This window comes from Paraburkholderia sp. BR10923, assembly GCF_040948765.1.
Taxonomy (GTDB): Bacteria; Pseudomonadota; Gammaproteobacteria; order Burkholderiales; family Burkholderiaceae; genus Paraburkholderia; species Paraburkholderia youngii.
Genome location: NZ_JBFPKO010000059.1, coordinates 1 through 14,186, shown reverse-complemented (window position 1 = coordinate 14,186; position 14,186 = coordinate 1). Strand labels below are relative to the sequence as shown.

Here is a 14,186-nt window from a genome sequence, read left to right as displayed (position 1 = left end):
GGCAAACGCCCGCGTGCAATGCCCGCAAGGGCCAAAAACCAAAGGATGACCGTCGGCTTCACGACCTGAACACCTCTACATCGCCGACACGTCGCAAATTCAGCTGCTTGTTCAGCGTAGCCCTAATGCCAGCGATGAGAGAGCTCGGGGAAAAAGTGACGCGCCGGATGAACTGCGCGCGGACCCTGAGCCGCGCTGGCGGCCTGGCGTCGACCGGAGCCTCGATTATTTTCCAGTTCATACCGCGTGCCCGAGATGTTGGCAGATAATCGACACATGGTGACAAGTAGTCGAAATACGGCCACGCAGAAACCGTGTTTAATGAATGTCCCACGTACTGAACCGCTACGCGGCCGGCCGCAGACGATAGCCGAGCCATTGCCAACGAATTTCTGGAGTATCCGATTTATGGGCCGCCTTGACCGCTACGACCTGCCGCTTTCAACGACTTCCGACCTCGCTGCAGAGCGATACCGAACCGGTGTCGATCTGCTGCTGTCGTTGTGGCCGGGCGCCGGGGAAGCACTGGACGAGGCGATCGCCGCCGACCCGGATTTCGCCCTCGCGCATGCCGCACGAGCACGCCTGCATGCGATCAGCGCACAGCCGTCCGAAGCTCGCGCAAAGATTGTCAAGGCGCTCGATCTCGTCGCTAGAAACGGGGCCGAGCGCGAGCGCACCCACGTTGACGCGCTGTCGCTCGCCATTCATGGACAGTCGGCCAAGGCGCTCGCGGCGGTGCTGGTGCACACGGACCGCTGGCCGCGCGACATCCTCATCCTGTCGATGCCGCTCGGCGCGTTCGGCCTTTTCGCCTTCTCCGAAATGGCCGACCACGATCAGCGCGCGTCGACCTGTGCGAGCGTCATGCCAAACACTTCGATGCCGACGACTGGTGGTTCCTCACCTATCGCGGCCGGGCACACGGCGAAAACGGCAACCTTCGGCTCGGACGCACGCTGACGCAACGCGCGCTGCAATTGCGGCGACACAATGTGAATGCGGCGCACGCGGTCGCACACGTGTTGTACGAGTCCGGTGCAAACGAAGAGGCGCAGGAGTTCATCACCGGCCGGCTCCCCGAGTACGACAAAACGGGCGTGCTGCACGGCCACATCGCATGGCATAGCGCGCTCATCGCGCTCGAGCACGGGGACATCGAGCGCGCCCTCGCGGTCTATAACGACCATGTCGCGCCGGCCTCGTCGCAGGGCACACCGATCAATATTGTTAGCGACACTTCGTCGTTTCTATGGCGCCTGCCTGCGTACGGCCACACAGTTCCGGCGGGAATGTGGGACGACGCGGCGAAATACGCGTCGAATTACTTCCAGGACGCGGGCTTGCCGTTCGTTGACTTCCATATGGCGCTGGTAGCCGCGGCGAGCGGCAACGGCGAGGCTGTCGAGCAACGGGTTGCTGTCCTCCACAAGCTCATCGAGGACGGAAAGCTTCCGGCTGGCCCGGTGGTACCGGCGATCTGCCGCGCGTCGTTGGCCTTTGCTGAAGAACAGTACGCGCTTGCCGCGGAGATCCTGGCGCCGGTTGCGCGAGAGGTAGTGCGGATCGGCGGAAGCGGCGCGCAGCGCGAAATCGTCGAAGACATGCTGCTGGTTGCATTGATGCGAAGCCGCGAAGGCTCACGCGATCCTCAACGAACGGCTGCAGCGTCGCCCTTCTCCGCGCGACACGCGCTGGCTCGATCAGCTGCTCAGTCCCCAGACGTCGCTGACGAATTGATGAGATGACGGCTGGAATGCGAAAGCTGGTCGTCGACGGGATAGGTCCGGTCGCCGAGATCTCGATCGCGCCACTGTTCGGCCCGGCACTGTGGTTCAGCGCGAATAGTACTGCCGGAAACCTGGTGAACATCTGGCACATCAGCGCGGCCGACATCGGCCGGCTGACGAGCGCGATGCAACTTGGGTTCATCCTCGGCACCTGCGTCGTTTCGCTGAGCGGCGCCGTCGATCGGATCGCGCGAGCCGAATTTTCGTTTGCAGCGCGCTCGCCGGAGCATTGTTCAACCTGGGCTTCGCGTGGCTGGCGATGGATCTCGTGAGTGCTGCGCTGTTACGCTTTGGCGTCGGAATCTGCCTCGCCTGCATCTACCCGATGGGGACGAAGCTGATCATCGGCTGGGCAACCGATCGCACCGGGCAGGCGCTCGCCCAGCTAGTCGGAATTGCTGATTCTCGGCAGTGCGCTGCGAGCATGTGATGCGCGTGCTTGGCACGGTCTTCCCACGGCAACTGATCATTTCCGCTTCCTCGCTGCTTGCTGTCGGTGGGGCCGCCATTGTCGGCGTGCTTGACGATGGACCGCACTCGGTCGTGTCGAGCGGCTCGGCAGGCAAGATGGATACACCGGCGGCATCGCCGCCCTCTGTGCTCGGCGCGTTTCGCATCGGTGGGTTCTGGGCCGCGACGCTGGGCTATTTCGGGCATATGTGAGAGCTCTACGCGTTCTGGACTGAGGTGCCGCTGCTCATTTCCCACACGTCGTTGGCAACCGGCTTTCCGGGGATCAGTGTTTCGGCGATGCGACTCGCCGTGACCGGCATTGGCGCATTGAGCTCCATGCGGAGCGGTGTAGCGTCGCGTTACCTTTGCAGTGCAAAAGTGGCGACATGTGCACTAGTGGTATCTGGACATGCAACGAGGTTTTGTGACCGCTGGGAACCCGATCCGACGCCGCAGCGACCGGACGAAAAGCCGACAAGTCGGACAGCTCGCCGTAGCTGCGGACATTTTTGAGGATCGACCGGTTCGGTTGCTATCGAGGAACAGCGATTCCGGATAGATTTTGTGCAACCCACGGGGAGTCAAAAGCAGAGGTAGCAAAATTCGGGCAGGCCATAGATTTCAGAATTGCTTTGACATCTCATCTGGCCCTGACCTACCGGTGAGACAGATTGCAGGTCCATTTTCAGGCGAAGCAAATCTTTCATTTTGCGAATGGTCATCCGGTGCGCCGGCGTCGTCGGTGTCCCCAAAAAGTAGCCACCATAACCGACGGCCGATGGAGCCGTCCGCAGTACCGCTGAACGAAACCGCGCCTTTCGTATCGAACATGCATTTCGGTGAGGTGAACGGCGGTCTCGGAGCGCCTTTCACTGATCGTGGAATCCCTCGAAACCGTTCGACTTCAAGCGAAACGGCTATTCACTTTCCTCCGGAAATCCAGTTTGACTTTGACCGAAATCCGTGTTTGGCTTCGCCGAAATACGCACTCTCCCCGCTTAGCAAAGGTAGACGGGACTTGTGTACCGTCCTCGGTTGTTTGGAGTCGATATCGGCAAGCGTGATCGCGGCTCACGGCGACGTCTGTATCGGTCGAACGAAAAACGCGGCCACCATGTCGGAGACAACCATCGTTAGGTTTGCCTGAACGGACAGGATGTCCGTTCAGGCGTTCATCAAACGCGTCCCGTATTACGGACAATTGCCGATGACATAGTATCCGGCAGACGTCTGCGCCAGCGTGTTCGAATAAAAGACGTTGTCCAGCCCCATACTCTGGTTCGACCCGTTCGCATAGGCCGTGCCGCCGGAATCATGCGCACGGCTCGCTTGTACATGTGCATAGTTAGTGGCCGTCGTCTCGGTGCACACGAAGCTCGATTGCGTCGTCGCCGAGACTGACGACGATTGGGCGCTCTCACCCGCATTTGGATCGATTTCGGTCACGGTGTAGGAATAGGTCGTCCCAGCGATCAACCCTGAATCGGTATAGCTGGCAGATGCGGACGAGCCCACCTTGCTTCCGTTGCGATAGACGTTGTAGCTGGTGGCATTTGCAACGGCATTCCACGAGAGAGAAACGGTCGTCTGTGTTGTCCCCGACACTGCGAGGCCGCTCGGTGCAGAGCCTGACGGTGCAGGCCCCGACACCGCGCGGAGGTTATTCCTGGCCCAATAGTCCATCAGGAATGCCGGATAGTTGATGTGGGTTGCATCCACGTAGTTCGCGTTGTTGCCGCCGGTTCCGGCCGGCCATGCGTGCGACATGCCGGAAACTGAGATCTCGTGCGTCCGAACCTTTCCGCTGCTGTCGGAATACGGCGTGTTCGTTCCGCCGCCCGGAATCGTCACCTTCGCCCCTTGGGTAAAGGTGCCGCCGTAGAGGATTCGAAAAGTGGCAGTGTCGAGTGGGCCGTACGCCTGCGCGACCGTGTAATCCGATGTCCCCCAGACCGCGCCGGCGATCTGCGTTGAGAATTTGCCGACGTTCGATCCTGCCCATGCCCTGCACTGGTTCGCCGCGGTCGTAGCCGTATAGCCGCTTGGCACATCACCGATCTGCGCCGTGGTCGTTCCAGGCGGCGGCCCGGCATTGATACCGATTCCGGCGAAGATGTCGGGGGCAATGCAACCCAGCACCATCGTCATGCCACCGCCCGAGGAGAGGCCCGCGACGTACACCTGATTGGGGTCGATCGCGTACTGCGAATTGGAAACAAAGCGGTTCACTAGATCCAGCAGCACGCCGACATGCCCGGTACTGCGGCTCGGGGACGTGTTCGCATAATCCCAGCAGTGGTTGCTATAAACGTTGCCGGTTGCGTTCGGCGCCAGAATGATCGCGCCGTACTGATCTGCAATTGCTTTCCAGTTGAAACCGGCCGCACTGCTGCTGTTGATCACGTCGCCGGACGCGGTCTGCAGGCAACCGTGCAGCACCAGTATCAGCGCCCGCTGGCCATTGGGAGTGGTGGGCTGGCTCGCCGGCCAATAGTAATAGCCGGTCAGGTTGCCCCCATTCACCGAATCTGTGGCCCAGATCTGCTGCCCACTCCAGGTTCCGGGTCCGGGCGTGACCGCGGCCAACGCTGGAGTCGTCGCCAGCGCGACGAAGAAGCCAACAATCCATCGTCTTTGGGGTCGTGAGAGCGGTTGCATAACGTCTCCTTTAGTTGTATTGATACTGCTCTGCTGTCGAGAGGCAAGCCCCCCGGGACGTGTTGGTCTATTTAGACTCGATGGGATGATTGGTTCGCGATGCGAAGTGACAATTCGCCATCTTCGTCGAGAGGCAAACGGACAGAACCGCCGCCCCTGGCACCGCCGCGAACCACAAGCAGCATCCATGCCCATTGTGGATACGGCATCGCGCCAGCGCAGCCACTAACCGTCGGGCACGGCGCGTCCCTTCCTTTTCCGCCACCCCTATTCAGTCCGACATTGAGGAATCCACACTTCATTTCCGGAAATGCGCTAGCACCAGCCACGGAACTGCATTGGTAGGGGAAATCCCACTCCCGCACGGATCCACAACTTGAGACACTGCTCGCCTTCGTCTCTGGTCCGAGACGGTTCATAGCAAACTGGACCGGGCGGCGCTGTCACACGAGGAGAAGATCCGAATGGCAACCGAGGTCGGCACAATCCTGAGCGACTACAGCTATGTCTGGGGGCGCGCAGTGAGTTCGCTCTTCGACACCCTCATAAATTCAAGCGAGGGCACCCTGATCGTCGACCGACAGGCCAAAGTCGTCTGGATCAGTGAGAAATATGCTGCTCACTTCGGCTTTGCCGATCCCAAGATTGCAATTGGTCTCGATTGCGAGACCGTTGTCCCAAACAGCCTCATGCGAGAAGTCGTCAAAACAGGAAAGCCCATTCTGCTCGACATACTTGAAACCGAGCGCGAACCTTTCATTGTGACGAGATTGCCACTGAAGGATGACAACGGCGCCACCATAGGCGCCATCGGCTTTGCCCTCTTTGGAAAATTGAAAGCACTCACACCGCTCTTTAGCCGGTACTCGCGCTTGCAAGCAGAGCTCATCGCGACGCGACACGCGTTAGCACACACACGACGGGCCCGATATAGCCTGTCGAATTTCGTCGGCACGAGCCCTGCCAGCATGGAAGTGAAGCGCCTCGCGCTACGCGCAGCCCAGGTCGATTTTCCCGTCCTTTTACTCGGTGAAACGGGTACCGGTAAGGAATTGATCGCGCACGCGATACATGGGGAATCGGCACGCGCCGACAAGCCATTTGTCGCCGTGAATGTCGCGGCAATTCCCGATTCGCTGCTCGAAGTCGAGCTGTTCGGCGCCGCCGCAGGCGCGTACACCGGCGCCGATCGCAAGGGCCGCTTGGGTAAGTTCGAACTGGCTAGCGACGGCTCGCTTTTCCTGGATGAGATCGGAGACATGCCGCTTTCGCTCCAGAGCAAGCTCCTACGCGTGCTGCAGGAAAAGGAATTCGAGCCGCTTGGCTCGAATCGCGTGGTAGCGACCAATGCGAGAATCATTGCAGCGACTTCCGTCGCGCTTCCCGAGCTCGTCGCCGCCCGCCGCTTCCGCGCCGACCTCTACTATCGGCTTAACGTGCTCGTCATCCGAACACCGCCGTTGAGAAAGCGTGCGCACGATATCGCCGCACTTTCGGACATGATCCTCGATGAGTTGGTGGCACACCACCATATCGGCCGCCCAGAACTCAGTGAAGATGCACTACAATTGCTTCGTGAGCACGCGTGGCCGGGCAATGTGCGTGAATTGCGCAATACGCTCGAGCGGGCCGTGATATTTTCTGATCACCAGTGCATCGACGCCAACTTGCTGGTTGCGTTCGTCAACGACATCGACGCGACGCTCTCCGATCCAGAATTTGCCCGCGAACACGGTGAGGCCCGTGACGCGGATATCAATGAAGCAAGTTACGAGAACGCGATGCGGATGTTCGAGAAACGGTTTCTCGGTGCCGCACTGCGATCCGAGGGCGGATGCGTATCAAAGGCGGCCGCACGGATCGGGATCGGACGCGCGACCTTCTACAAGAAAATGGCCGCGCTCGGGATCTGACGTCGATCGACGCTAGCCGCTCCGTGCGTGCCTGCCGAGCCATTCCAGTGAAGCTCCCAACGCACGTCGCGATGTCATGCATCGGCGATTTCCCGAGCCATGTGCGTCCATTCGTGGAGAGGGCGTCTCCTGCCGGAGACGCCCGGGTTCCGCTTTACGAGACTTGCGCTCGCAGAGCGGTCTGCCGCCATAAACGCCGACCGGCGTTGCATCATGGTTCGGACAATGGGAAATCGCTCGCCAACGAAGTCCAACACAAACAATGCGGCGAACGGAGACGCGCATGATCCACGGTCCGGCGACCGCCCTGCAACGCCATCCTTGGGGTCGCTTCAGGAAACGGAAAATAAAGCACTACAAGGGCTTCCCCGCTCATCGCAAGTATCAAGCGTGGTTTTTGTCTTTCTGACTGCAAGGCCGTCGGTGCGCGTGAGAAGGTGAAGGACTGCGGCACTACAACCGGTCATGTTAGGCCAATGGCCTAGACCCTGATGAAAGACGCGCGCGGGGGCCTCGCTCGTTTATCGGGAAAGAAAATCCCCCGTGCTTTGTCAGGCATGCCCCGCGCGGGTCCAACCCGCTTCACATCACCGCTGGCAGTGCAAAGTGATCTTTATCCAATCATTGCTGGCATCCGTGGTGGCGAGGGGGTATCAGTTTGGGCGCTACACCCTTTACGCAGCAACCGGCTCGTGCTGGAAATCATCGCCGTATTTCAGCATCGCCCACGCCATCCTCGCGTTCTTCGCGGCAATCGCGACGGCAGCACGCCAATATCCGCGGCGCTCAACAAGGGTTCGCACCCACCGGCTGATGCGGTCCTGCTTCTCACCGAGATTCGCGATAACTGCGCGCGCACCGTTCACCAGCAGATAGCGAAGGTAAGCGTCGCCCGCCTTGGTGATGCCGCCAAGCCGCGCTTTGCCGCCACTGCTGTATTGACCCGGCGTGAGTCCGAGCCAGGCTGCAACCTGGCGGCCATTCCTGAAATCACGCCCGGCACCGATGCTTGCGAGCAGTGCGCTCGCGGTGGTCGGACCAATGCCGCGTAGTTGCATGAGTCGCTAGCTGCGACCGTCGTTGCGTGCGATTTCGCCGATCGCGCGGTCGTATTCCACGAGCCGGTCCTCAACGTTGCCGGCGTGCTCGAGCAAATCGCTGATGCAACGTCGTGCCCAGCCCGGCAACGCATCCAGATGGGGCGTGATCTCTCGTCGCAAGCGCTCCGGGCTCTGCGGCAGTACGACGCCGAATTCGGCAAGCAGCCCGCGCATCCGGTTGTAGATCGCAGTCCGCTCTTCGACGAACCCCTGCCGGGTTCGGTGCAGGCAAAGCGTCGCCTGTTGATGTTCGTCTTTCAGCGGCACGAAACGCATGCTCGGTCGCGTCACCGCTTCGTAGATCGCAGCAGCATCCGCTGCGTCATTCTTGCCGCGCTTGCCCGACATGCGATAAGGCGCAACGAGTTTGGGTGCCATCAGTTTGACAGTATGGCCGTGCTGCTGGAACGCGCGGGCCCAATGATGTGCACCGGAACACGCTTCCATGCCGATCAGACACGGCGGTAATTGCGCGATCAAGGTCACCAGCTGATCCCGTGAGACCCGCGGCTTGACCAGCGTTGGTTTGCCGGCTTCGTTCACGCCGTGGACGGCGAAGACATTCTTGGCAAGGTCGATTCCGATGGTCACAATAGACATGGACTTCCCCTCTTGTTGGTGTTGATGAAGGTCGAGAACTTCATCATGGCACGTTGATGCCGATTCGCGGCTTCCGCCGCAGCCTCGGGACGGGGAAGTCCCTTTCATTCGTTTAGTCTGAGCCAGGGGCGGCGAACCCGACCAAGCGCAAAGGGAAATTGCTACGTCGCAGCGTCGCAAGTGAAGTACAAACGGGGCTCGGGATTTCGCGCGAACTAGCGTTCTTCGCCTGTAACGAACGGGATGACACCCAGCCGGAAGGCTTCTTCCTGCAAATTGCGCGGGATGCGGCGCGCGTCGACGATCATGCCATTGATTTCGATAAGCCAGACGAGCGGATTTCTGTCGAGCTGACTGGGAAGTGACCAGCGAGGATCGAGCTGGCCGACCTTCAGAAGGTTCAGAATTGCTCCTGAGCGGGCCGAACCGGTCTGGGCGCTTAGCCCGAAATGCTGGCACAGTGCATCGGCGCGCATGTGGGGTTTCTGGGACTTGTCGAAAAGGAAGTTGACTCTCCCGATCGCGTAGGCCACGCCGCAGGCCCAGGAGCGCGCAGGACCGGTAACCAGTGGCGATGGCCGCTTGCGGCACAGGGTGGCAACGAGACGTCGGCAGAGGTCGCGGTATTCATCCGTCAGGTGTTGCGCACAAAAGGCGTCGGTAAGCGCAATGATCTCGTCATACCGGTCTTGCATGGCGGCTGGCACCCGCTCGCCGCGAAAGGTTGGCTTCATGGGATTCGCGATCCGTATGCGTCAGTTGCCCAGTTCGGCGAGCCCAAGAACATCGCCCTCCCGCTCGATCAGGCGCAGCCACGTGTCCAGTTTCTCGCTGCTGCCGTAGTCCCAGGTATGCCACGAGAAGGTGATACATGGTGCAGCGCAAATCATCACGTTCCCCCTGACAGCGTCGGGCATGGCGATGCAGATCCTCGATGGCAAGCCCAAGTTTCTCGCCGACATACGACAGCGGTATGCCGTCACGATCCTGTCGCGACGTGTACGCTGGGCCGTTGGCGTTCAGGGGAAGATCTGCATCATCTGGAATCTGGGGCATTGCGTGTCTCCGTTGCTGTGCTGCCTGATCAGTGAAACGGCGAACTAGCCATGCAGCAATGCTTGTACTTGTGGCCACTACCGCACGGGCACGGCTCGTTGCGCCCGATCTTCGGTTCTTCTCGGCGCATGGGCATACGCGCCGGGATGTGCGCCAGTGCCCGCCGATGCGGCTCGAAGTAACGGTAGATATGGGTCAGTCCGGCGATCATCGTTTCCAGCAGTTCCTCGCGCTTTTCTGCCGGGATCTGTGGTGGCCGCATCTGCGGGTCGGGATTGTGCTCATGATGCAGCATCATGATCGGGATCATCGGTCCACCGTGGTCCTCGTCATGGATCAGCTCACCCCAGCTCGCGGGACCCATCTGTACGCCGCGCATGAAGCCGTGTGCCCAGTCGTTGGCCGGGGCAACACCATCCTCTCGCTCGAGCAACACAGGCAGGTACACATTCGGCTCATGCAGCGTTTGCTGCAATTCCGTGCTGATCGTGTTCCAGTGACGCATGAGCAGCTCGACGATTTCTGTGGCCTGTCCGTCACTTTCAAACGAAAAATCTTCCCCCCAGATCTGCGGCAGATACTCGCTGGGAAACACGATGTCTGGCCCGCAAATCAACGCGACGAAATAGCCGTCGAGCGTTTCGATGTTCATCGCTGCATCGCCGATGGAGTCGAGAAACCCGGCGAGACGGGCGAAATCGTCGTCGGCAAGCGGTTGTTGGGACGTCAGGTTATTCACGGCAGATTTTCTCTTCGCGAGGTCGAGGCGGCTATAGCCGATGATTATACGATGTTGAGCTCGTCGGGTATGGCGGCAGGATCGATCGCCCCTGTGGCAGTTCACGAGGGGCGCCGAATGCGCGGCTCTGTCCCCGGCAGCGGCCGCAGCGCCCTGAACTTGCCGGCCTGAAGCTTGCGATCTTGTTGCCAGACATAGTCGCCCATCAGGTTGATGTGTTCCCAGCCAAGCGGTGACAGATACGGCAGCAGCGTAGCGTCGGCCGGTACACCACGGGCGTGCATGGTCTGTACAGCCCGCTCGAGGTAGACGGTGTTCCACAGCACGATCGCGGCGGTGACCAGATTCAGACCGCTGGCGCGATAACGCTGCGCCTCAAAGCTACGATCGCGGATTTCACCGAGGCGGTAGAAGAACACCGAGCGCGCAAGCGCATTGCGGGCCTCGCCCTTGTTCAAGCCGGCATGAACGCGTCGGCGCAGTTCGACGTTCTGAAGCCAGTCGAGAATAAAGAGCGTGCGCTCGATGCGGCCGATTTCCCGCAGTGCGACAGCGAGTCCGTTCTGTCGCGGATAGCTGCCAAGCTTGCGCAGCATCAGCGAAGCCGTGACGGTGCCCTGCCGGATCGACGTCGCCAGACGGAGAACCTCGTCCCAGTTCCTCCGGATGTGCTTTTCGTTGTACGTGTCGCCGATCATTGAGGCAAGCGCAGGATAATCCTCGGGATTGCCTGGCACATACAGCTTCATATCGCTGAGATCACGGATCCGTGGCGCAAACCGGAAACCAAGCAGATGCATCAGCGCAAAGACGTGATCGGTAAATCCGTTGGTGTCAGTGTAATGTTCCTGGATGCGCAGATCTGACTCGTGATACAGCAGTCCGTCGAGTACATAGGTCGAATCGCGCACACCGACGTTCACGAGGTTCGGATAGAACGGCGCGTACTGGTCGGAGATGTGCGTGTAGAACATGCGTCCGGGCTCGGCGCCGTATTTCGGATTCACGTGTCCCGTGCTCTCGGCCTTGCTGCCCGCACGGAAGCGCTGCCCATCGGATGACGAGGTGCTTCCGTCGCCCCAGTGGGCGGCGAACGGATGGGCGAACTATGCGTTGACGAGTTCAGCCAGCGCCTGTGAGTAGGTTTCGTCCGGATGTGCCACGCCTGCAGCCACGACAGTTTCGCGTAGGTGGTACCGGGGCAGGCCTCCGCCATCTTCGTCAGTCCGAGGTTGATCGCGTCGGCCAGGAGCGTCGTGAGCAGCAGAGTCTTGTCTTTCGCTGTCTCACCGGTCTTCAGGTGCGTAAAGTGGCGGGTGAAATCGGTCCACGCATCAACCTCCATCAGCAACTCGGTGATTTTCACGCGCGGCAGCATGACCGATGTCTGGTCAATGAGTGCCTGGGCCGCCTCGGGTACCGCGGCATCGAGCGGCGTCATTTTCAGGCCCGATTCCGTGATGATCGCATCGGGCAGCCCGTTATCGGCGGCGAGGCGGTTGACGGTTGCCAGTCGCTGCTCTAGCAACTGCCGCCGCTCCTTCAGGTAACGGTCGCAATCAGCGATGATCGGCAGCGGCAAGACATTGCCCTGCATGATCGCTTGGAAATTCTCTGTCGGCAGCAGGTAGTCGTCAAAGTCCCGGAACTGGCGTGAGCCCTGCACCCAGATGTCGCCTGAGCGTAGCGCGTTCCTCAGCGCGGCGAGCGCGCACAGTTCGTAGTAACGGCGATCGATACCGCTGCCGGGCATCACGAGTGGTTTCCAGCGTGGCTTGACGAAGGCGGTGGGCGCGTCAGCAGGCATTTTTCGCACTCCGTCGTTGTCCATGGCGCGGATCGTATCGACGGCGTCAAGCACATCCGTCGCCGCAGGAGCGGCACGTAGTTTCAGGATGTCCAGGAAGGCCGGGACGTACCGGCGCAGTGTCGCATAATGATCCTCGATCTGATGCAGAAAATCGAACGCTTCGGGCTGGGCAAGCTGCTCGGCTTCGCTGACGCTTTTCGTGAACGCCTCCCACGACATGACGGATTCGATCGCCTCGAACGCGTCGCCGCCGTTTTCCTTGGCTTCCAGCAGAGCCCGGCCCAGCTTCCCGTACAGTCTCACCTTGTCGTTGATGGCTTTTCCCGAACGATGAAACTGCTCCTGATGCTTCTTTTTCGCGGCATTGAAGAGCCGTCCGATGATGCGGTCGTGCAGATCAACGATCTCGTCAGTGACCGTCGCCGTAGCTTCGATCACGATGGCCACCAGGGTGGCATGACGGCGTTGCTTTTCGAATCTGGCCAGGTCGGCCGGCGTCATCTGCGCGCCTTCGCGGGCGATCTTGAGCAGACGGTTCCGGTGCACCATCCGGTCGAGGCCCGCGGGCAGGTCAATGGCGTGGAGGATTTTGAGGCGGTCGATATGCTTGAGCATCTGGCGTGAACTCGCCTTCCCCGGCGGCAGCCGCAGCCATGCGAGCCATGTCATGCGGCCGTCATCACGGCGCGTCAATAGCTGGTCGAGTCTTGTCCGGTGCTCATCCGACAGTGATAACGTAAGAACATCGTAGATGCGGCGGGTCGCGCGGGTGACGGCCTCCGCGCAGATCCGCTCAATCACGTTCGCGCCGGGCAGCAGGATTGCCTGTTGGCGCAGGTATCCGACCAGCGCCTGCGCGAGCACCAGGCCTTTGTCGGTCTGCATCGCCAGATCAACAAGGGCCTGCACGGCCGGACGGTAGTCACGCACTGTGAGCAATCGCAACTGCAGCGCGGCCTGCAGTTCGAGCAGATGTTCGCGACGCGTCTGGTCCCGCCTTGCATACTCTTTCCAGAGCATCGGTTCTATGCTGAGCTGCCCGGCAACGTACTCCAGCAGCGCAGGCGGCGGTTCGACGCCTGCGCCTAGGATAATCCCCGGATAGCGCATGCAGCAGAGTTGGACGGCGAAACCCAGACGGTTGGCCGCGCCCCGGTGCTGGCCGATCAGCGAGAGTTCCGCTTCGTTGAATGTGTAGTGGCGGATGATCTCATCATGGCTCTCCGGAAACGAGAAGAGACTGTCGCGCTCGGCAGGCGAGAGAATGGAACGTCGTGGCATGGTTGGCTCGGCAAGGGGCGGGGATGGTGCCGACAGGGTTTGCGGCACTGATTCCACCGGATTGACGGTTCAGGAAAGCGCAGTGTAATTCGTTCTATCGTCATAATCCTTCTTATGGCGATAGCAAGTTGTGGTGAAATTGTTTGGTATCGCGTGGCCAACCCATAGCGCATCACCACTGTCGTTCACTGAACGTCAGCAAAGTCGACATGCTGTCGATGGATGCGCCCAGCGTATGACAGATCCACTCGTAATGCGTTGAAAAACTCCCTTTCCTGCGCAACCGGACCGGCAGCCGAAAAGTCGGCCTCTCAGATCGCACTATGCGCCGCTCGTGAGCATCGGTGAAGGTTGAGAGGACACGCCCGTGACGATCGTCGCGCTTGGTCGGCGGGCAAGTCTCATCCGCTTCCAGCCGATCGTCGGCACTCAAGAACCAGCAGGTCTTCAAAGATGTGCTATCTTGAATCATTGCCCCTGTCACTGCTCTCGGGGAGAAGGATATGAGCTTCAAAACAGCAATAGAACTAACCAAAAAATATTATGGCAACTATCCAGGTCCCACAGAAGAAACCTACGCACTAGCCGAAAAAGTTGCGGATTTTTTCAAAGAAAACGCGATCTCAGCGGCGGGCGTAATTGCCGTTGCGATCGGCTCGGATAATCCAGAGGATTTTTAGCAGGGCGGAAACGGCGCAGTGAGCAGGATAAGGGCTCCGCAAACGAGCCGTTTCTGCCCTGCTAAAAATTCCTTGAGCTAAGCCGCTCCAGTGTCGGTGGCTATGG

9 protein-coding genes and 3 pseudogenes are annotated in these 14,186 nt (G+C 60.1%); 6 read left to right on the top strand and 6 right to left on the bottom strand.

Annotated features, from left to right (window positions below; genetic code table 11):
* Positions 1–408: 408 nt before the first annotated feature.
* The 3 genes and pseudogenes from AB3X94_RS40115 to AB3X94_RS40105 all read left to right on the top strand — a co-directional run bounded on the left by AB3X94_RS40115 (position 409) and on the right by AB3X94_RS40105 (position 2,453).
* Positions 409–1,740, top strand: a pseudogene (locus AB3X94_RS40115) (tetratricopeptide repeat protein).
* A gap of 16 nt (positions 1,741–1,756) precedes the next feature.
* On the top strand, positions 1,757–2,062 hold the full coding sequence (locus AB3X94_RS40110) for a hypothetical protein (protein ID WP_368594144.1): 306 nt from the start codon (positions 1,757–1,759) through the stop codon (positions 2,060–2,062).
* A 157-nt stretch (positions 2,063–2,219) separates the two neighbouring features.
* On the top strand, positions 2,220–2,453 hold the full coding sequence (locus AB3X94_RS40105) for a hypothetical protein (RefSeq protein WP_176112328.1): 234 nt from the start codon (positions 2,220–2,222) through the stop codon (positions 2,451–2,453).
* Between the two features lie 981 nt (positions 2,454–3,434).
* On the opposite strand, the gene AB3X94_RS40100 is transcribed toward AB3X94_RS40105, so the two are convergent.
* A complete protein-coding gene (locus AB3X94_RS40100; protein ID WP_217710342.1) occupies positions 3,435–4,901 on the bottom strand; it encodes a PHB depolymerase family esterase in 1,467 nt (488 codons plus the stop codon).
* A 464-nt stretch (positions 4,902–5,365) separates the two neighbouring features.
* On the opposite strand from AB3X94_RS40100, the gene AB3X94_RS40095 reads away from it, so the two are divergent.
* Positions 5,366–6,814 (top strand): sigma-54 interaction domain-containing protein, encoded by a 1,449-nt coding sequence (locus tag AB3X94_RS40095; protein ID WP_368594145.1) that lies wholly within the window; start codon positions 5,366–5,368, stop codon positions 6,812–6,814.
* A gap of 674 nt (positions 6,815–7,488) precedes the next feature.
* Here AB3X94_RS40095 and AB3X94_RS40090 read toward each other — a convergent pair.
* The 3 genes and pseudogenes from AB3X94_RS40090 to AB3X94_RS40080 all read right to left on the bottom strand — a co-directional run bounded on the left by AB3X94_RS40090 (position 7,489) and on the right by AB3X94_RS40080 (position 9,431).
* A pseudogene (locus AB3X94_RS40090) lies at positions 7,489–8,514 on the bottom strand (IS110 family transposase).
* Positions 8,515–8,729: 215 nt separating this feature from the next.
* On the bottom strand, positions 8,730–9,248 hold the full coding sequence (locus tag AB3X94_RS40085; protein WP_368594146.1) for a DUF6398 domain-containing protein: 519 nt from the start codon (positions 9,246–9,248) through the stop codon (positions 8,730–8,732).
* 21 nt (positions 9,249–9,269) lie between these two features.
* A complete protein-coding gene (locus AB3X94_RS40080; RefSeq protein WP_246392542.1) occupies positions 9,270–9,431 on the bottom strand; it encodes a hypothetical protein in 162 nt (53 codons plus the stop codon).
* On the opposite strand from AB3X94_RS40080, the gene AB3X94_RS40075 reads away from it, so the two are divergent.
* On the top strand, positions 9,430–9,618 hold the full coding sequence (locus tag AB3X94_RS40075) for a hypothetical protein (RefSeq protein ID WP_246392543.1): 189 nt from the start codon (positions 9,430–9,432) through the stop codon (positions 9,616–9,618). The two genes, AB3X94_RS40080 and AB3X94_RS40075, sit on opposite strands and share 2 nt — an antisense overlap.
* Here the strand turns inward: AB3X94_RS40075 and AB3X94_RS40070 are convergent.
* Both AB3X94_RS40070 and AB3X94_RS40065 read right to left on the bottom strand, forming a co-directional pair.
* Positions 9,599–10,309, bottom strand: a complete 711-nt coding sequence (locus tag AB3X94_RS40070; RefSeq protein ID WP_368614355.1) for a UPF0149 family protein — start codon at positions 10,307–10,309, stop codon at positions 9,599–9,601. The genes AB3X94_RS40075 and AB3X94_RS40070 overlap by 20 nt on opposite strands.
* Before the next feature lie 101 nt (positions 10,310–10,410).
* Positions 10,411–13,400, bottom strand: a pseudogene (locus AB3X94_RS40065) (Tn3 family transposase).
* Between the two features lie 503 nt (positions 13,401–13,903).
* Between AB3X94_RS40065 and AB3X94_RS40060 the strand changes: the two are divergent.
* Positions 13,904–14,080, top strand: a complete 177-nt coding sequence (locus AB3X94_RS40060) for a hypothetical protein (protein ID WP_368594342.1) — start codon at positions 13,904–13,906, stop codon at positions 14,078–14,080.
* Positions 14,081–14,186: the final 106 nt, after the last annotated feature.

Excerpts from the sequence above, each read along its gene's own strand:
- AB3X94_RS40110 (WP_368594144.1), top strand. The coding sequence starts at position 1,757 with ATGCGAAAGCTGGTCGTCGACGGGATAGGTCCGGTCGCCGAGATCTCG.
- AB3X94_RS40105 (WP_176112328.1), top strand. The coding sequence starts at position 2,220 with ATGCGCGTGCTTGGCACGGTCTTCCCACGGCAACTGATCATTTCCGCT.
- AB3X94_RS40100 (WP_217710342.1), bottom strand. The coding sequence starts at position 4,901 with ATGCAACCGCTCTCACGACCCCAAAGACGATGGATTGTTGGCTTCTTC.
- AB3X94_RS40095 (WP_368594145.1), top strand. The coding sequence starts at position 5,366 with ATGGCAACCGAGGTCGGCACAATCCTGAGCGACTACAGCTATGTCTGG.
- AB3X94_RS40085 (WP_368594146.1), bottom strand. The coding sequence starts at position 9,248 with ATGAAGCCAACCTTTCGCGGCGAGCGGGTGCCAGCCGCCATGCAAGAC.
- AB3X94_RS40075 (WP_246392543.1), top strand. The coding sequence starts at position 9,430 with ATGGCGATGCAGATCCTCGATGGCAAGCCCAAGTTTCTCGCCGACATA.
- AB3X94_RS40080 (WP_246392542.1), bottom strand. The coding sequence starts at position 9,431 with ATGCCCGACGCTGTCAGGGGGAACGTGATGATTTGCGCTGCACCATGT.
- AB3X94_RS40060 (WP_368594342.1), top strand. The coding sequence starts at position 13,904 with ATGAGCTTCAAAACAGCAATAGAACTAACCAAAAAATATTATGGCAAC.